Source organism: Ruegeria sp. CDSA221 (assembly GCF_059611825.1).
This window is the reverse complement of sequence record NZ_JBXWPK010000023.1, coordinates 1-17,211: the sequence shown is the minus strand read 5'-3', so window position 1 is coordinate 17,211 and position 17,211 is coordinate 1. Positions and strand designations below refer to the sequence as shown.

Annotated in this window: 15 protein-coding genes and 3 pseudogenes; 7 read left to right on the top strand and 11 right to left on the bottom strand. The window is 50.5% G+C overall.

All coding sequences use genetic code 11. From position 1 onward, the window contains the following. Nucleotides 1-41: 41 nt before the first annotated feature. The 4 genes and pseudogenes from AC2FJ5_RS20715 to AC2FJ5_RS20700 all read right to left on the bottom strand — a co-directional run. A pseudogene (locus AC2FJ5_RS20715) lies at nucleotides 42-158 on the bottom strand (IS6 family transposase); the annotation flags it as partial. A gap of 143 nt (nucleotides 159-301) precedes the next feature. Then, entirely contained in the window at nucleotides 302-1,102 is an 801-nt protein-coding gene (gene istB, locus AC2FJ5_RS20710; RefSeq protein WP_496794449.1) for an IS21-like element helper ATPase IstB, read from the bottom strand. A gap of 134 nt (nucleotides 1,103-1,236) precedes the next feature. Then, a pseudogene (locus AC2FJ5_RS20705) lies at nucleotides 1,237-1,455 on the bottom strand (transposase); the annotation flags it as partial. Nucleotides 1,456-1,665: 210 nt separating this feature from the next. Beyond that, on the bottom strand, nucleotides 1,666-3,063 hold the full coding sequence (locus AC2FJ5_RS20700; protein ID WP_496774820.1) for an aspartate ammonia-lyase: 1,398 nt from the start codon (nucleotides 3,061-3,063) through the stop codon (nucleotides 1,666-1,668). Nucleotides 3,064-3,294: 231 nt separating this feature from the next. Here AC2FJ5_RS20700 and AC2FJ5_RS20695 point away from each other — a divergent pair, with 231 nt between their 5' ends. The 6 genes from AC2FJ5_RS20695 to AC2FJ5_RS20670 all read left to right on the top strand — a co-directional run bounded on the left by AC2FJ5_RS20695 (nucleotide 3,295) and on the right by AC2FJ5_RS20670 (nucleotide 8,479). Beyond that, nucleotides 3,295-4,194 carry a LysR family transcriptional regulator gene (locus AC2FJ5_RS20695; RefSeq protein WP_496774821.1) on the top strand — a complete coding sequence of 300 codons (900 nt, stop codon included), beginning with the start codon at nucleotides 3,295-3,297 and terminating at the stop codon, nucleotides 4,192-4,194. 291 nt (nucleotides 4,195-4,485) lie between these two features. Continuing rightward, the gene (gene argE, locus AC2FJ5_RS20690) at nucleotides 4,486-5,634 is read left to right on the top strand and encodes an acetylornithine deacetylase (protein ID WP_496774822.1); all 1,149 of its coding nucleotides are present in this window, start codon (nucleotides 4,486-4,488) and stop codon (nucleotides 5,632-5,634) included. 142 nt (nucleotides 5,635-5,776) lie between these two features. Next, nucleotides 5,777-5,926 (top strand): hypothetical protein, encoded by a 150-nt coding sequence (locus tag AC2FJ5_RS20685; RefSeq protein WP_496774823.1) that lies wholly within the window; start codon nucleotides 5,777-5,779, stop codon nucleotides 5,924-5,926. A gap of 44 nt (nucleotides 5,927-5,970) precedes the next feature. Next, nucleotides 5,971-7,059, top strand: coding sequence for a hypothetical protein (locus AC2FJ5_RS20680; RefSeq protein ID WP_496787534.1), 1,089 nt, complete (start codon nucleotides 5,971-5,973; stop codon nucleotides 7,057-7,059). A 1-nt stretch (nucleotide 7,060) separates the two neighbouring features. Continuing rightward, nucleotides 7,061-8,086 carry an amidohydrolase family protein gene (locus AC2FJ5_RS20675; protein WP_496774825.1) on the top strand — a complete coding sequence of 342 codons (1,026 nt, stop codon included), beginning with the start codon at nucleotides 7,061-7,063 and terminating at the stop codon, nucleotides 8,084-8,086. A gap of 54 nt (nucleotides 8,087-8,140) precedes the next feature. Further along, nucleotides 8,141-8,479 carry a cupin domain-containing protein gene (locus AC2FJ5_RS20670; protein ID WP_496774826.1) on the top strand — a complete coding sequence of 113 codons (339 nt, stop codon included), beginning with the start codon at nucleotides 8,141-8,143 and terminating at the stop codon, nucleotides 8,477-8,479. Nucleotides 8,480-8,608: 129 nt separating this feature from the next. Here the strand turns inward: AC2FJ5_RS20670 and AC2FJ5_RS20665 are convergent. From AC2FJ5_RS20665 to AC2FJ5_RS20635, 7 genes and pseudogenes are all read right to left on the bottom strand, one after another. Beyond that, nucleotides 8,609-8,790: pseudogene (locus tag AC2FJ5_RS20665) on the bottom strand (IS6 family transposase); the annotation flags it as partial. A gap of 151 nt (nucleotides 8,791-8,941) precedes the next feature. Then, nucleotides 8,942-11,194: a molybdopterin-dependent oxidoreductase gene (locus AC2FJ5_RS20660; protein ID WP_496794448.1), complete on the bottom strand. Its 2,253-nt coding sequence runs from the start codon at nucleotides 11,192-11,194 to the stop codon at nucleotides 8,942-8,944. Between the two features lie 104 nt (nucleotides 11,195-11,298). Further along, nucleotides 11,299-12,585, bottom strand: a complete 1,287-nt coding sequence (locus AC2FJ5_RS20655; RefSeq protein WP_496794455.1) for a TRAP transporter large permease — start codon at nucleotides 12,583-12,585, stop codon at nucleotides 11,299-11,301. Nucleotides 12,586-12,613: 28 nt separating this feature from the next. Then, the gene (locus AC2FJ5_RS20650; RefSeq protein ID WP_496774828.1) at nucleotides 12,614-13,186 is read right to left on the bottom strand and encodes a TRAP transporter small permease subunit; all 573 of its coding nucleotides are present in this window, start codon (nucleotides 13,184-13,186) and stop codon (nucleotides 12,614-12,616) included. A 113-nt stretch (nucleotides 13,187-13,299) separates the two neighbouring features. Then, on the bottom strand, nucleotides 13,300-14,367 hold the full coding sequence (locus tag AC2FJ5_RS20645; RefSeq protein ID WP_496774829.1) for a TRAP transporter substrate-binding protein: 1,068 nt from the start codon (nucleotides 14,365-14,367) through the stop codon (nucleotides 13,300-13,302). 90 nt (nucleotides 14,368-14,457) lie between these two features. Continuing rightward, nucleotides 14,458-14,784, bottom strand: coding sequence for a non-heme iron oxygenase ferredoxin subunit (locus tag AC2FJ5_RS20640; RefSeq protein ID WP_496774830.1), 327 nt, complete (start codon nucleotides 14,782-14,784; stop codon nucleotides 14,458-14,460). A 53-nt stretch (nucleotides 14,785-14,837) separates the two neighbouring features. Continuing rightward, nucleotides 14,838-15,848, bottom strand: coding sequence for a fatty acid desaturase (locus AC2FJ5_RS20635; RefSeq protein WP_496794447.1), 1,011 nt, complete (start codon nucleotides 15,846-15,848; stop codon nucleotides 14,838-14,840). A gap of 249 nt (nucleotides 15,849-16,097) precedes the next feature. Here AC2FJ5_RS20635 and AC2FJ5_RS20630 point away from each other — a divergent pair, with 249 nt between their 5' ends. Then, complete coding sequence (locus AC2FJ5_RS20630; RefSeq protein WP_496794446.1) at nucleotides 16,098-16,841, top strand: GntR family transcriptional regulator; 744 nt, start codon at nucleotides 16,098-16,100, stop codon at nucleotides 16,839-16,841. Nucleotides 16,842-17,211: the final 370 nt, after the last annotated feature.

The following is a 17,211-nucleotide window of genomic DNA, read 5'->3' as shown; positions in this document are numbered from 1 at the left end:
AGTTTTGAGCTAACCGATCTGTCTTGGCGATAGCAACGAAGTTAGGCTGCCAGTTCAGCGAATTGCCTGAACGGACAGAGTCCGGGCGCGAATTGGCCCTTTCGGATCATGTGTGACACCTCGATGCCAGCAAGTGTTGCTGCAGCTGAGGCAAAGCTGTCAACGGCGGTGAGAAAGTCTGCCATTGGGCGGAGCAAAAGTCGTCCACTGTTTGGGTGACCGGCGCCTTGGCAAACGCGCTCCCAAATAGCTGGCGGTTGCCAAGGCGTCTTGGTCCGTCAGGACCAATCTCTTCTGTGCCTTAGGAATTCTGCCGAGCCCTGCTCTGTGCCAGGCGATAGCTTTCTCCGTTCAATTCCAGGATGCTGACATGGTGGGTCAACCGGTCGAGCAAGGCACCGGTGAGACGCTCGGAGCCGAAGGTTTCCGTCCATTCATCGAAGGGCAGGTTCGAGGTGATCAGGATCGAGCCGCGCTCGTATCGTTGGGAGATCAACTCGAATAGCAACTCAGCGCCGGTTTTGCTGAGGGGCACGAAGCCCAACTCGTCGATGATCAGAAGCTTCTGTTTCACGAGTTGCTTTTGAAGCCGCAGGAGCTGGCGCTCGTCGCGGGCCTCCATCAACTCGTGGACGATTGCGGCAGCGGTTGTGAAGCGAACCGCCAGGCCTTTCTGGCAGGCGGTTAGACCGAGGCCGAGCGCCACGTGGGTCTTACCGGTGCCGCTGGGGTCGAGAGCGATGACGTTTTCGCAGCGGTCGATCCATTCACCGCGCGCCAACTCCAGGACCTGCATCTTGTTCAAAGAAGGGATCGCGGCAAAATCGAAGCTATCGAAGCTATCGAAGCTATCGAAGCTATCGAAGCTATCGAAGCTATCGAGGCTCTTGGTCGCCGGGAATTTCGCAGCCTTGATCCGGCGTTCGATCATCCGCTGTTCCCGGTCAATGAGTTCGAGCTCGATCAGACGGGCCAGGAACTGGACGTGATCTCTCCCTTCGGCAGCGCAGAGCCGAGCCTGCTTGTCGTATTCCCGCAGCATGGTCGGCAGCTTCAGCTTTTTGAGTTGGTGGTTCAGCAGGATCTGTGGCGTCTCTGTCATGTCGAGGTACCTGTTGTCAGGCACATGTAGCTGGCCGGAGATGTCGTCGCCACCCTGGCCCGTGGCAGGAACGGGTAGACATCCAGATCGAGCCTCGGCGGCCGCCGCTCCACCCGACACATCCACACGACCCGCAGAGTGAGACAGATCTCGATTGCCATATCTGAGTAAAGCGATTGACCGCCGCGTGTCTTGCGGCGTGGCGAAGCCCAGTTCCTCACCACATCATCAGAAACCCAGATCGTCACATCACCTCGACGCCGGAGACTTTCGTTGTATTCCGAGCAGTTCGTGACACGATACTTTGCCTTGGGAAACTTGTTGCGACGGGCATTATTGAATTTGTAGGGCATGTATCGCCGCTCGCGTCAGAGTGAGCGTCGGCGATATCGCGGTTCGGCGATCCATGCAACAACGTCGCGGGAGAAGTAATTTGAGTACCGTCTTCTTTCATGGACTAAATATGGCTATCAGTTAGCTGGTAACTATTGGCATGGCTGTTAATCCGTTGTCGGCAGAGGTGGCGTCGGCGTCGTGCGGTTGCAGCGAAACACCATAAATAGTTAACGTACTTGAGCCTGTTGTTTGACCTTGTTTACACCTAGTGCCACGCACACCTGTGGGTTTGTGAGAAGGCCCATTTGCGACGCCGCTTCAGCGACGCTCATTCCTTCGTTCTGTGCAAGTTTCGCTGTTTTTGACGCTAATTCATACCCGATGACCGGGGCCAGAGATGTGGCAAGCGCGAGGCTGTTTGCCAGAAGCGTACGGCACCGATCTTCATCTGCTTCCAACCCGTCAACGCAAAGGCTTGTTAATTGCTGAATGGCAGCAGTCAGCGTCTTGGCTGTTTCAAGAACCTTGTGGATGATGATTGGCTCCATCGCATTTAGCTGCAATTGGCCGGATTCCGCGGCCATCGTGACTATAAGGTCATTACCAATTGCTTGATAACAAACCTGATTTACCATTTCTGGTATGACAGGGTTGATCTTACCGGGCATGATTGACGACCCTGCTTGCACGGATGGCAATCTAATTTCGCCAATACCTGCGCGGGGACCACTGCTGAGCAACCTTAGATCATTGCATATCTTCGAAAGCTTGACGGCGATCCGTTTCAACGTGCTGGAATACATTACGAATGCGCCCAAATCAGATGATGCCTCGATCAGATCGCCCGCGGGGGAGAGGTGCAGGCCGGCAATTTCCACAAGATTGGCAACAACGCGTTCCTGATACCCATCTGGTGTGTTGATCATCGTGCCGATTGCGGTTCCGCCAAGGTTTATCTCACGCAAAAGATCCACTGCCTCTTTCACACGTTGAATGTCCTCGTTGATCGTATATCCGAAGGATGACATTTCAGCGCTTAACGTCATGGGGACGGCATCTTGCAGCTGGGTGCGACCAATTTTGGCAATTCCTTCGAGTTTCGCTGCGCGTTCATAGAACGAAGTACTCAAACCTTGCATAGCTTTGGTGAGATGATCGTTGGTGAACAGAACGGCGAGCCGTATCGCAGTCGGGTACACGTCATTGGTGGATTGCGATTTATTGACATCATCGTTCGGGTGGAAGTAATTGTAATCACCTGAGTTTTTACCCAACTTTCGTAGGGCAAGGTTTGCAATCACCTCGTTTGCGTTCATGTTGGTTGATGTTCCGGCACCGCCCTGAATGACATCGACGACAAACTCGTCATGGTGTTGTCCCGCAATTATTTCATCACAGACACCTGCAATGATGTCCGACTTTGATTGATCCAAAATGCCAAGCTGAGCGTTGGTTTTAGCGCTGGCCTTTTTCACTAGAGCAAGAGCGCGAATAACCTCTGGATAGTGGCTGATCGGAACGCCTGTAATCGGGAAATTGATCTGCGCACGCCGGGTTTGCGAACCAAACAACGCGTTATCTGGGATTTCAATTTGGCCAAGGTCATCGGTTTCAGTACGGGGCATTTGTGTCTCATTTTGATAGGGACGAAGATCGATACTTCACGGGGTTTGCAGGTTTGAGGGCTTTTGTCGGAGCAGAAAGCGAATACCGGTGCTACTAGCGCAGGAGGCAAAGCCGTGGGTTGCAAAGGAAGATTGCATATTGCAATCTTTGCAAGATGCAAAACTTGCAACACGTTTGCATCGAACGCTGACTTCCTATTGTGCTGCAACGACCGGTAAGGGAAATCACGAATGGAAATTGCGTTGCTGGAGGACTTCCTTGCGCTGTCATCGACAAGGGTTTTCGCCAAAGCCGCCGACGTACGAAATATCAGCCAATCCGCATTTACCCGACGTATCAAGAACCTGGAGTTCTGGATCGGCACCCCGCTTTTTGATAGAAGTGTTCACCCTGTAAAACTGACCGAAGCAGGCGAGTCGTTCAAATCCACGGCGTATGACATCATCAGAGCGATGGAAAACGCCCGACAGGAAGCAAAAGGAATAACCAAACAGAACGATGAGATCTTAGTGTTCCATGCCCTGCATTCCTTGGCGATCTCTTTCTTTCCACAATGGTTAACTCAGCTTGAAGAGAAATTCGGCACAATCCGTAGCAGGGTAACAGCAGACGATTTTTCCGGTTGCATCGAGGCCGTGGTATCTGGATCAAGCGATTTTGTATTGAGCTATCACCATCCTGCTGTTCCTTGCTTGTTGGAGAATAAGACGCATCCTTACGTGAACATCGAAAGAGACGTACTCATCGCGGTCAGCGCTGCGGATCGTAATCAAGTGCCTTGCTTTTCGCTGACGGGGAACGAACCTGTGCCCTATCTCAGGCACCCAGCGGATAGTTTTTTGGGTAGGGCGACGCAAATGATTCTGGAAAGGGATGAAAACACGTTCGAGGTGGATTTCAGATACGAAAACTCAATTGCCGAAGCGTTGAAAGCCGCTTGCTTGCAGCGATTGGGAGTATGCTGGATGCCACGGCTGGCAGTGAAGCAAGAGTTGGCCGACGGGAAATTGGTCAAGATCAGCGAAGAGCATCAGGAAATCGACGTCTCTATCCGACTTCACCGCACAGATGAAATCGGAAGGCCATTTGTCGAGCGTTTCTGGGCGTTAAGTTCTTCCATTGTTGCGTGAACGCCAGAGTGCTTGGCGTTTAAGTTCTGATGTTTGATTTGCCCAAATCGGTAATTCAGAAAAGATTTCTTTATGTTGACTGACATGACTGTAAACGCGTCAGAAAATCATCGGTTGATCGCATATGTGCGAGCCAATTTACCACACTGTTTCTTTGTCGATAGAATTGAGCCACGTCGTATTGAGTACATTTCCAGTCAGCCACGGCTGGTGAACTAACACAAAACAAAGAGGGCATCGGCACAGCGCCGCCATGCCGCCTAAAAGACTACAGTAGCAATGGTGACTCGAATGACATCTACATTAGAAATACTGGATAAACTGATTGGTTTTGACACGGTCAGCGCCAAATCCAATCTGGACCTAATTGAGTATGCAGAGAACTTCCTGAAAGGCCGGGGATTTACGACTAACCGTATCCCTGACGAGACAGGTCAAAAGGCGGGCATCTACGCAGAAAAAGGCCCTGCTGGAGATGGGATATTGCTGTCTGGGCACACTGATGTTGTACCGGTCGAAGGGCAAAGTTGGAGCGGTAATCCGTTCCAGCTTAGGCAAGACGGCGACAAGCTCTATGGCCGGGGTACTACGGATATGAAGGGCTATGTCGCGTCGGTTCTTGCACTGGCGGATCGGTCTGCGCAGGCAGATTTGAAGGAGCCGCTGAAAATTTCACTGTCCTATGATGAAGAAATTGGATGCGTGGGCATTCGCAATATGATGGAACATCTTGTACCTTTGCTTGGCACGCCTCGGGCGTGCTTTGTTGGGGAACCAACCGAGATGCAGGTGGCTATTGGCCACAAAGGAAAAGCTGCGCTGCGTGCTGTTTGTCGCGGTCAGAGCGGCCATTCGGCCCTTGCTCCCCAATTTGTGAACGCGCTGCACATGGCGTCGGACTTCATTGTCGAATTGCGAAATTTGCAGGCTGATCTGGCCAAAAGTGGCGGACGAGATCTTGGTTATGCAGTGCCTTACTCAACGGTGCATGTTGGTAAGATGAACGGTGGCATGGCCCTGAACATTGTCCCGGACCATGCCGAGATAATCTTTGAATATCGCCATCTTGCAGCAGATCGTGCAGAGGACATCTTATCCCGCATCAAGGCTACGGCTGAACGTGTAGAACAATCCTATCGGCGGACGAGCTCAGAAGCTGCGATCGAAATTGATCCGTATAATTGCTATCCTGGTCTTGATGTTACCGAAGCCGCGCCCGTTGTCGCGATGGCGCAAAGGCTGGCTCAGACTGATACAACAACTAAAGTCGCATTTGGAACCGAAGCTGGATTCTTTGACCAACTGGGTATCCCCACTATTGTTTGCGGTCCCGGTTCCATGGAAGGACAAGGGCACAAGCCCGATGAATATGTCTCTTTGGGTCAGATAGTCGCATGCGATGCTATGATGGATCGAATCTTGGCAGAACTCAGGACGTGAAACACGTCACAGATTGGCTGATTGTGAACTGCAGAACCACAAGCCTTAATCCCATCAGATCGAACAACTTTGGGCGCTCGAACTGATCTAAAAAGCCTCAGCACTTCACTATCTTTGCACCCATATTTTCGTATTTCTTTAAATGGACCGTGATCCGTTTCGCGACTTTCAACGAGCTGTGGCTATGCACGGAAAAGGCGAAGCAATGCTGTTGTTCTTCGTAATTGCTGCTGAAGATGCCTCTGCGATAGATATTAAAAAATATCATCGATCGCATCAAATCTCCTCCTAAATTGAGCATTTGACGACGATTTTGCCCAGATCAAGGAGGGCCCTATGAATCCGCAGGAAAACAATCCAAGGCTTGGTGCCGAGAACCTTCTAATCAACTGCATTGGTGTGAAGAATGGCGACAGTGTCATCATCATCAAAGAACCCGAGGGGGTAAACTATTATGATGAAGAGGCGCCTGATTTCGTAGCTGAGGTCGCACAGGCTCTTGGGGCGACTGTGACCAAAACAAGAATGGGTGTGCTTAAAGGTCCTGAACATCTGACCGATGAAATGATGGAAACGATCAATTTGGCTGATCATGCGATCTTCTTCTCTCGCATTGGCGATCAGGTTAGATTCACAAAAATCAGCGGCAAGTCCACGAAGACCATGTGTTACGCGTTGGACCTTAAATATCTTGGTTCTCCTTTCTGTACTGTTCCTCATCAATTACTGGAATCGATGCTTGGTAAGCTGGAAGACGCGATTGCCGGCGTGAAAAAATGGCGGATCACCTGCCCTCTAGGCACTGACGTCAGCGGTACGCATGACTATCAGCCACCGGCTGCTGGCACCAAGGCGGGGTTCACTTTGCTGAACTTTCCCATCGGCATTTTCCGGCCAATCAGTTGTTCTGATATGTCAGGGAAGGTTGTTTTGTCCCATTGGCTGACAGCATCCGGCAACAGCACTTATAATCCGGATTACATTCTGTTCAAAAATCCCGTAGTGGCCAATGTTCGTGATGGACGTATTGCCGGATTTGAGGGCGATCCCGAGGCCGTCAAAACAATTGAAGAGCACTATGCGAGAGTTTCTGGCGAGTTGGGAATTGACCCTGATTGTGTGCATTCTTGGCACGCGGGGATAAATGGCCACACATACTACACCGATGCGCCCACAGATAACTTGTGGCGTTGGACAAACCTGACGTTTTCAAGCCCACGGCGGCTGCATTTTCACACCTGCGGAAACTATCCACCGGGTGAAATTGGTTGGTCGATCTATGACCAAACCGTATCGTTTGATGGGATGGATTTCTGGCGTGATGGCAGAATGGTGTTTCTGGACCGACCTGAATTACAAGATATGATCGCAGCACATCCTCGCGGGTCGGAGCTAAGCGAAATTCGCGTCGACATCGGTATTTGAAATGGCTGAAACACAGCAAAGACCTAAGTGGCGCAGCCCCGCCATCGACATGCATTCGCATTACCATGGTGACAGCGTGGTGCAAAAGCTGAGCGAACGGGCAGGCGTTCCGCGTCTAGAGTTGGTTTCAGAAGGCCAATATGATCTGATTACCGCTGCCAAGCGCATGGCGTTCCCTCATACGGATGCGTCATTGACGCCTCGGCTTGAATATATGGATGCGTTGAACATTTCGACGCAAATGATCACGTTTCCCGCCAATATCGGGCTGGACGTTCTACCGCCAAAAGAAGCTAGGGAATTTGTTCCACAGTATAACGATGCATTGGCAGAGATCCGCGGACAGCATCCAGATCGTTTTGTAACGCTCGCAGGTTTGCCGCTTGCCGATGTTGACGCATCAGTGGCTGAGTTGCGTCGGTTACGGCTAGAACTTGGCCATATCGGTGTAATTCTGCCAGCGGGGTACCTGCGCACTCAAGCCCAAATGATGCACCTTTGGCCGATCTTCAAAGAAGCCGACAACCTTGGCTGTCACATTATGGTTCACCCCGGGCCAAATGCGGATGAGTTGAAGGATGTTGTCACCTATTCGGACTCTCAAATGTACCGCGCTTCGGTTCTGGACCTTCAGAACGAGGCCGCGCATGTGGTTGTCACGCTTGCGTTCTCGGAGAACATCAAACGCCTCAGCAATGTAACTTTTCAGATGATCAACCTAGGAGGAACGCTGCCGTTTGTTGTCGAACGGATGGAGCATGTGGCGCAAACGAGAACACCCGACGCCATCCCGGATTTTCGCCACCTGTTGCGGCAGATGTATTTCGACAATGGGTCGATGGGCACTGGTGCGCTTGAATTGGCCGTCAAAAAGATTGGCGCCGATCGTATCTTTTTTGGCACCGATTATCCCTTCTTCCCGACGGATTATACACGAATAGCTGTAGAAAACGCCGAGCTGAGCACCGTCGAACAAGAACAAATTCTATTCGGAAACGCCGAAAAATTGATCACGCAGTATAGCTGATTTTATCTGCGTAGTCAGGATGTTACCCAACCCCCAAGACATAAGGATTTACACATGTCAGAACTTGTCCAAACTAACAAAGCAACAGGCGAAGGTTCCAAAGGCGCCCCTGATTCAGAAAACGTGATTTCAGGTGCACCTACTTTCACGGCCTGGATTACAGAAAAGACCGACGACCTGATTTGTGGCGTGTGGGAAGCAACTCCCGGTAAGTGGAAGCTGACTTGCGACAAATGGGAATACTGCAACATCCTGTCCGGTGTCTCGGTGATTACTGATGAAAATGGCAATGAGCATCGCTATCAAGCGGGCGACACATTCTTCATGCGTGCAGGTTTCGTCGGCACATGGGAAGTTATTGAAACAACAACCAAAGATTTTATAGTCGCCTAAAGATTATACCTCCCTCTTCTGATGCAAATTCGGCAGTACTGGAAGAAATGCCAGATATCAGTGAAACTGATCGGAAGGGGAAGCCCATTTCATCCGAATTCAAATCAGATTGAATCAAATGAAGGTCAGCCTGTGATTCCAAGACACAATGTGGTACGCCTCTCGGCTGACAATGGCGCCCCCTCCGCAAGCAAGTCCTCAACATCTGCCATACTCAAGCCGAAGCGATGGTAAGGCCAAACCGCGTAGGAAATCACCTCTCGAGGAAAGCGAAAGCCCCACAGCCGCGGCATGCTGGTCGGAACTTTCATGAAAAGGTCATTACGGAGTCAAGCTGTGCTAACAACTTGGCAATACTATCAGCGTGATATGAATTGCATTGGCTTGCGATTGTTGGTGCGGTACTGGACGATTTAGTGCATTTTTGGCTTCCAGAACCTTTTTTGTATCCGATCCGGTTGTTCACCCGATACCGCGAACATCGACCAAAGCTGTGTTTGCCGCTGAGCCTTGCGCCAGCGACGATGTTCCTATGTCTGGAGTCAACACATTGGGGTTACCATGTTTGTCGCAACCCTGAGGATCAAGATCCAGCCAAGCCCCAGTTGGCAATAAGACCACATCTTTGTGAATCTCGGTGCTGAATTGCGCACGGCCTTTGCATTTACCACGTTCATTGAACACTTCGACCAATTCACCATCCCGAATATCGCGCTCTTCTGCGGTTTCCGTGTGTATCAAAATCCGCATTGGCCGCGCATTTTCTACATCGGCTAAAGCGGATTCAAACTGGCTGTGCAGTTTGTCGGCGGGTTGCGGTGACAACAGATGCAGTGGAAACTTTTCGGCCAACTTGCTGCCAATGCCTTCGGTCGGGGCGTTCCAAGCCGGGTGCCCCCGCACGCCATCATAGCCAAATCCCTCAATTGTCTCAGAAAATATCTCGATCCGCCCGGAGGGTGTGTTCAAAGGGTATTTTTCCGGTTCAGCTCGAAACTTGACAAACGGCGACGGCGCACGCGAACCCTCAATGTCCAGCTTCACCCAGTTTTTTTCCTTTAACTCATCAAGATCAGGCACTTTAACAGATTTATCCAAACAACTTTTTTGAAATTGACTGTAAAGGTGACGTATCCATTCTTTTGAACTACGTCCTTGTGCAAATTTCTCGCCCACTCCTAGGCGATCAGCCAGTTCCCGGAAGATGATATGGTCATCGCGTGCTTCTCCGACGGGCTCAATCAATTGAGGCATAAAGAACAGATAGTTGTCCGATTTATCGCGCCCGATGTCCTCACGCTCAAATGACGTCGTTGCCGGAAAAACAATATCCGCACGCTTTGTAGTGGCAGTCCACCAAGGTTCATTCACGATGATGGTTTCGGGTTTTTCCCAAGCGGTTATCAAACGATGCAAATCTTGATGGTGGTGAAAAGGGTTACCACCCACCCAATAAATTAGCCTGACATCAGGATATGCCCTGTCTTGCCCGTTAAACTGGTAGGCACCTCCAGGATTGAGCAGCATATCCGCTACCCGCGAAACCGGTATGAAATCATTGATCGGATTGTGTCCTTGTGGAAACGTGCAGCCCGAAAGCGGTGCCACATCTGCTCCGGTCCCTGCCACCGCACCGTAGCCAAACCCAACACCGCCCCCCGGTAAACCAAACTGACCCAGCATCGCGGCCAAAGCAGACGCCATCCAATAGGTTTGTTCCCCATGCTGTGCACGTTGCAGAGCCCAGGCAACCGTAATCATCGTCCGGCTGCCGGCCATGCGGTGTGCCAGTTTTCGAATGGTCTCCTCCGGAACGCCACACAGTTCGGAAGCCCATTCCGGGTTTTTAGCAAAATTGTCGTGCTCCCCCAGTATGTAGCCCCGTAATACATCATAGCCTTCTGTACAGCGATTTAGAAAATCACGATCTACAAGATCTTCGGTTTCAAGAACAAACGCGAGGCCGAGCATCAATGCGACGTCCGTTCCTGGCGTGACCGATGTCCATGTCCCACCGGGCGGGCCATCCGATGCCAATGGGCTGATCGTATGAATTTCCGCTCCATTGGTCAGCAATTTTGACAGCCGGCTCGCCGTTCTGTGATCGCCAATTCCACCAGCGTTTACTTGGGAGTTTTTGGGGTTTACCCCCCCAAATGCTACCAGAGTTTGCGTGTGATCAACAATATCAGTCCAAGTATTCTGCCACGCACTGCTGAAATCCATGTGCTCGGCACCAAAAATGTGGGGGATAATCACATAAGATGAGCCGGCGCTGTAGCTGCCATAGCCTGTAACACATCCACCCGCACAATTCAGGAACCGCTTTAGTTGGCTTTGCGCATGATTAAACCTACCGGCGCTTGCCCATCCGTAGGATCCGCCAAAAATTGCCCCGTTGCCATACGCCCGCCGCACTCGTGCGACTTCTTGCGCGGCAAGATCAAGAGCCTCGTCCCACGGGACGTCAGTAAAGCTTTCCCTCGTCGCCTCGTGCCGTACGCCTTTTTGCCCTTTTAACCAACTGGTGCGAATGGAGGGTCGGGCGACGCGGGTATCATGGTGTACTGCTTTGGGTACAATTTGAGAAATACCTGAAGGTTCTGTATCTTCGTCAAACGACTGGACAGAAAGAATTCTCTTGCCATCTGTGTTCGCGCGAAAAGCACCCCAATGCGACGAAGTGATTTTCGAATAAACGCTGGCCTTAATCATTGCAGAATCTCAATACTATTCACCATTGAGGCCGACCCCTGTCATGCGGGATGGCATCAATAACCCTCAGCAGACGATCCATGCTGCAACCTTCCCAATTTGTATCAATAGAATAGAGACGGAAGCCAAAGCGCTAGCCCGGGAAATGACACAAGAATGCCAATCATCACAAGAATTGTAACTGCAAACGGCAGCACGCCCAAGAACACATCTTTGATGGGTCCATTTTTCAATCGGATGCTCTGCACCACAAATAAATTGATCCCGATTGGCGGTGTAATTAATGCCAATTCAATCAGAAGCGTAACTAGGATGCCGAACCAGATGCCGTCGAATCCTGCTTGCGCCACGATCGGGTAGACCAACGGAACGGTTGTCAGCATCATCGAAAGTGTTTCCATAAACATACCCAAGACAAGGTAGAACAAGATGACAGCCAAGATTATCTGAGACGGGGTAAGATCAAATTCGAGTACTGATGAGGTCAACGCTTGCGTGACGCCAATGAAGCCGAGCACATAATTGAGGAACATTGCGGACGACGTGATGAGCATAATCATCCCGGTGGTACGTAAAGTGCCTTCCAAAGCCTCACGCAGCATAGAGAAATTCAGTTTCCCAACCGTCCAGGCCATGATCAACGCCGCTGTCACTCCAACAGATGCCGATTCAGTTGGCGTTGCGACGCCAGTATAAATCGACCCAACGACCAGAACAAACAAAACTACTGGAGGCAGCAAATGGGGTAAGGCTGCAATACGATCGGACCAGCTAGCGTGGATCTTGTCGTTCCCAAGCTCTTTCTTCCAAACACACAGCAGGCAAATGGTCACCATAAACGACACCGCAAGAAGTACTCCGGGAATAAGACCCGCAAGATAAAGTTCAGGGATAGAGTTATTGGTTATCAGCCCATAGAGAATAAGATTGATTGAAGGGGGGATCAAAATACCAAGCGTTCCACCTGCCGCGATCGAGCCCAGAAACAGGCCTTCGTGATAGCCGCGTTCCTCGATCTGCGGATAAGCCACCGTGCCAACGGTTGCCGCAGTTGCAACGCTAGAGCCGGAAGAAGCCGCAAGAATGGTACATGTTCCGATATTGGCATGCATTAAGCCACCCGGAAGCCAGGATAGCCAAATCGAAATCGCATTGTACATCCCACGCGCGATGCCCGAGCGCAGTATCAATTCGCCAAGAAGGATAAACATCGGCACCGATACAAGCAACGTAAGTCGTGTGCTCTCCCAGAGGAATTCACCGATTCCGCGGGACAGTCGTCCATTCGCATAGATAAAGTCCAGGCTGAGCCCCAGCAAACCCAAAGCGGCAGCAACCGGTATGCCGATAAACACAAAAATAACTAGCAGTGTAAATGTAATCTTCACAATGAAACCTCCCCTCAAAGATCATTTGAAACTACGAAATGTTCCGTGTTTCGGTTTCGACTTCATCTGCGATTGACGGGATGCCAGCTATCCGCGCAATGGCTGCCGGATCGCCCGTAAACAATGCAACGAGCGTTCGGGCAAAAACTATGATCAACGTGAACGTAAAAAAGAAGAACCCGGAAACCCAAAAAAGCTGAGGTATCCAGAGAGGAGATTGAAGTGTAGTGTTCGAAACAGACCCGTTTTTAACCGTTTCAAGGAAGACACCCAAAGCCCGGTAGTTAAGGATAGAAATAAACACCAAGAGCGCGAGGATACCGAGAATATCGAAAATGCGCTGCACCCAGTTCGGGAACAAATTGTAGCCGACATCAACGCGAATGTGGCTGCGATGCAGCACGCAATAGGAATAGGCCCAAACCGACATCACCGCGAGAACATAGCCTGATATTTCGTCCGATCCCGACAGCGTAATGCTGAATAGCTTTCGGGCAATCACATCGACCGTCACCAGGATTGCTACAGCCAGCAGAACAAATCCGTTAATTTGGATAATTATCCGCGACCAATGAAAGAGGCTTTGATAAATAATTGTGAGCATTTTCAGATCAATTACCTTTTCTCTTCGGTTTCGTCTTCAGCTCAAGTTGACAGGAGGGAGCCGGAGAAAACAATGCGCGCACCAGTTCCGCACCTAGATGAATGAGTACAAGGCTACTTGCTCGCACTCACGCCGAGTGCCGCACCAACAGAACCGTTCCACTTGCCGATACATACCTCGCCACAGCGTTCGGCAAACTTGGGCAACACGATATCGTTGACAATACTGTCAACCCGGGCCAGATCTGCTTCGGACAAATGGATCGGCTTGTTCATACCAAGCTCTCCAATTGCACAAGGCCCGCTGGCATAGCAGTTGACACCAAGTGCATCTTCCACCGGAGCCTCAGCCAAAACGAGGCCTTCAAGCTCGGAAACCTGTTCACGCAGAAAATTCTGGGTCTCTGGGGAAAGGCCGTTCCAAGTATCCAGATTTGCGGCAAGAACGACGGTGCCGAACCCGAGATTGATGTCAAGATAGGTGTTGGTCACCTGCCACCATTTAGCCTGATAGCCAGCCAGCATGCCAGTTACCGCGCAATCTACCGTACCTTGTTGCAATGCTGGCACAACATCGCCAAACGGCATCGTCACAGCAGTGCCGCCCAAGCCTTCGATGAAATCGCTCATCGGGGTAGAGTGGCTGCGGATCTTAAGCCCTGCTATCGCATCAAGGCCCTTCTTTTCTGCCTCTTCTGGCAGATTGCACATCATGGAATAGCTGGAAAAACTGTACATGCCCAATATCTTGGCGTTGTAGACCTTTTCGAATTCCTCTTCCAAGATGGGGCGGTAGGCCGCGACAAGTTTCGAATAGGATTCCCGATCCCTCACCAAGCCGGCCAGATCAATACCGCTCGCCAGAGGTACATCTGACGCTGAGTAGACAGCGAGGGTGTGCACCGCGTCAAACACGCCAAGTTTGAGTTGCCGCATCATCTCGTAGCCAGACAGACCCAATTCATCCATCGGCCGGATATTGGCCGTCACTACGCCTTCTGAAGCCTCAGGCACCATGTTCTCCCAAAATGGGCTTTCAAATTTGCTCCAGTGGGAAACATTGCTCCACGTGCCAACCACCTGAAGTTCGGTTTTGTCCAGATCCGCTGCTGCTGCGCTGCTACCGTTCATTCCGGTCGCTACCACGGCGGCGGCGACTAACGCGGTACAAATAAATTTCATGTTTTCGTTCCCTTTGTTGTTGTTGGAATAATCGCTCTTGCTTAAATCAAGAGTCATTCATCTTCTGTTCGGCGAAGGGCAAAACAGCTCTTATGCTGCATTGGGGACCGAGATGTAGATCCGCCCATCACGCACTTGAATTGGGTAAATCACGAGGTTTTTAGTCGCGGGTTCACTCAATACTTTGCCTGTAGCAATCTCAAACCGAGCATGATGCAAGGGGCATTCGATGATGCCGCCATCGAGATAACCGTCGCAAAGTTTTGCGTCCTCGTGGCTGCAAAATCCGGAAGTTGCATAGTATTGATCCTTGTACTGATATATCGCCAAATAGTGGCCGTTAACTGTGATTTCCTCTGGAAAATCTTCACCAACTTCATCGCAGGCGATTGCATCAATCCAATTTTCCCCTGACATCTTGACGTACTTCCTCCGGTTAATCGGTTTGTTTCGGTGAAAGGCGAACTTTACTAATCCAGTCTTTTTGACATGAGACCAAATTCGCCTCTTTGTATTTGTCGCTCCTGCTCAACCAGCCGGGACACCTGAAAAGCGACTGTTTGTGGATAGCCGTCCCGAACATCTTTGGTGTGCGCGACAATATATTCGTTCAGCTTTGGAATGGCGTAAAACGGCACCTGAGGAACAGCGTGATGGGCAGTATGCAAGGGCATGTTCCAGGAAAGCCAACGCACCAAAGGAAGAGACAATACTGTGCGGGTGTTAATCAACATGTTGGGAACGCGATCACATCCATTGTGCTCAGCAACCCGGATGAGCCGTTCGACAGGTTCGGCAATTATCCGCGGAATCAACCAATAGATCGCGACAGCCCAACTTTGAGTGATGAGCGATATTATTAGGAGCGCGAAATAGAAGCCGATCATGATACGCGACTGACGGACAATGCGCGGTGCGGCGGACTCATAAATGTACTTCAGTTCTTTCTCGTTAAAGCGCCCCCTCGCATGACGAAAAAGCGCTCTGGTGGTGTCATACAAATACGGAAGCGCTGTTGCGTAAAAAACATACCCAAAAAGTGTTTCGGGCATGATGATCATCTGTGGATCACGGTCAATGTCCTGTGTGTAGGTGTGATGATCGACGTGTTGAAGCTTGAAATGCAGCGGCGACAGCCCAAGCGCTAAGCAACATCCCCAATAAACTGTATCATTGAGCCATTTCGATTTGAACGCTGTTGAATGGCTGCATTCATGCAAAGGCGCAAACAGATGCACAATAAATATGCCATGGACAAACATTGCCAGCAGAGTAAGCCAGCCGGCCGGGCTTATGAATATTAGATATCCAGTTAAAGCGATCAGCGACAAGTGTCCGGTTAAGAAGATAAGTCCCGGTACATTCTTGCGCGTCATAAGTTGACGCAGTTCTTTTCTGCCGATCAGTTCACGTGCTGCCTGTGAAGGCCCGATTGTGGATGCTGGCTTTGCTGGGGATTCAGAGTTTTCTGCCATGTCCATTTCTTATTATGTCCAATATGTCGCATTGCATTTATCTTGCATACACTAAAAATGCAAAATGGGACCAAGTCAATATCGTTTGTTGAGAAACTGAGCGAAGTGATGATACCAGTAGCAGGCTGCGGTTGTTTGTGAGGGATTTTGACCCGCGACATTCTCAGCAGACCGGAGCTCTCTTGCAACAAGGTGTTCTAAACGCTCTATTGTAACAGGAATGAAAACGTAAGCTTTTGAAAACACGTTACTAACATGCAAGAAATGGTGTGTAATTTGCCGAGCGATATATCGAAGAAAACGAAGGTAAAGCGGGGCGAGGGTACCGATTTGGCCTATTCAAAGCTGCAGCGTTTGATTGTGTGCATGGATCTGGCTCCGGGCTCAAAAATTGATGAAGCTTCTCTTGCCAAAGAACTTGGCGTGTCGCGGACGCCACTACGTGAGGCTTTAGTGCGGCTCGCCCAGAATCGGCTGGTCACGCTTTCACCAAATCACGGCGCACAGGTTACGCCATTGGACGCACTGGGACTAACACAGTATTTTGAAGCTCTGGAGCTAGCCCATCGCACGTTGCAACACTGGGCTTGCCACCGGCGAACCACAGCTAATCTTGAGACCATCCGTCTGGCATGCGAAGTGTATGAAAAGGCGGCGAAAGGCGACGATCCCATCGTTCTTAGCGAAGCAAACCTTGCTTTCCACAGCGCCATTGCGGACGCTGCGTCAAATGAATTCGTCGCAGAACATTTAATGAAATTGTCGGTTCTTGGCATGCGGATTGGCTGGATCTGGTATCGGGAATTTAACGAAGAAAGACAACGCATGGATGTTTTGCGAACTGTCACCGAACATAAGTTGATTCTTTCGGCCATTGAAAATAGGCAACTCGATGAATCAGATCGTCTGGCGGTTGAACATATTAAGGCCTTCCGTGATCGGGTGTTTGACAAACTTGGGCGTAGTATCGAACCCAAAATTTCTATCTCCCCACCATGACCATCGCCCGCATTGCTGCGCTCATGTATTTAGGGGGTAATGCCAATTTATTTGCAACTTCCCGTAATATGTCGCCAGCCTACGCTTAGACGCTGTTCTGCACCCGGGGCGCATGAACGGCGGCAAGGAAATATTAGGCAGTGATACTTACATTTCCAAGATCTTTTCAAACCCAGCTAGGAATGTTGATCTGGGCCCGTCATGAAAATTGGAGTTTTTAGCTACCTTCCCGCGAGGCAAGACGACCTAACTATTGTCTATGGGATACCCCCTGTTCTCATGTTGAGGCGAAAGTGTCAATCCCGGCGCAAAATGGGTCAGTTTCCCGGTGTAAAATTGGACAGTTTGGTTGGGAGTTAGCTGCGCCTTG

Excerpts from the sequence above, each read along its gene's own strand:
- istB (WP_496794449.1), bottom strand. The coding sequence starts at position 1,102 with ATGACAGAGACGCCACAGATCCTGCTGAACCACCAACTCAAAAAGCTG.
- AC2FJ5_RS20700 (WP_496774820.1), bottom strand. The coding sequence starts at position 3,063 with ATGCCCCGTACTGAAACCGATGACCTTGGCCAAATTGAAATCCCAGAT.
- AC2FJ5_RS20695 (WP_496774821.1), top strand. The coding sequence starts at position 3,295 with ATGGAAATTGCGTTGCTGGAGGACTTCCTTGCGCTGTCATCGACAAGG.
- argE (WP_496774822.1), top strand. The coding sequence starts at position 4,486 with ATGACATCTACATTAGAAATACTGGATAAACTGATTGGTTTTGACACG.
- AC2FJ5_RS20685 (WP_496774823.1), top strand. The coding sequence starts at position 5,777 with ATGGACCGTGATCCGTTTCGCGACTTTCAACGAGCTGTGGCTATGCAC.
- AC2FJ5_RS20680 (WP_496787534.1), top strand. The coding sequence starts at position 5,971 with ATGAATCCGCAGGAAAACAATCCAAGGCTTGGTGCCGAGAACCTTCTA.
- AC2FJ5_RS20675 (WP_496774825.1), top strand. The coding sequence starts at position 7,061 with ATGGCTGAAACACAGCAAAGACCTAAGTGGCGCAGCCCCGCCATCGAC.
- AC2FJ5_RS20670 (WP_496774826.1), top strand. The coding sequence starts at position 8,141 with ATGTCAGAACTTGTCCAAACTAACAAAGCAACAGGCGAAGGTTCCAAA.
- AC2FJ5_RS20660 (WP_496794448.1), bottom strand. The coding sequence starts at position 11,194 with ATGATTAAGGCCAGCGTTTATTCGAAAATCACTTCGTCGCATTGGGGT.
- AC2FJ5_RS20650 (WP_496774828.1), bottom strand. The coding sequence starts at position 13,186 with ATGCTCACAATTATTTATCAAAGCCTCTTTCATTGGTCGCGGATAATT.
- AC2FJ5_RS20645 (WP_496774829.1), bottom strand. The coding sequence starts at position 14,367 with ATGAAATTTATTTGTACCGCGTTAGTCGCCGCCGCCGTGGTAGCGACC.
- AC2FJ5_RS20640 (WP_496774830.1), bottom strand. The coding sequence starts at position 14,784 with ATGTCAGGGGAAAATTGGATTGATGCAATCGCCTGCGATGAAGTTGGT.
- AC2FJ5_RS20635 (WP_496794447.1), bottom strand. The coding sequence starts at position 15,848 with ATGGACATGGCAGAAAACTCTGAATCCCCAGCAAAGCCAGCATCCACA.
- AC2FJ5_RS20630 (WP_496794446.1), top strand. The coding sequence starts at position 16,098 with ATGCAAGAAATGGTGTGTAATTTGCCGAGCGATATATCGAAGAAAACG.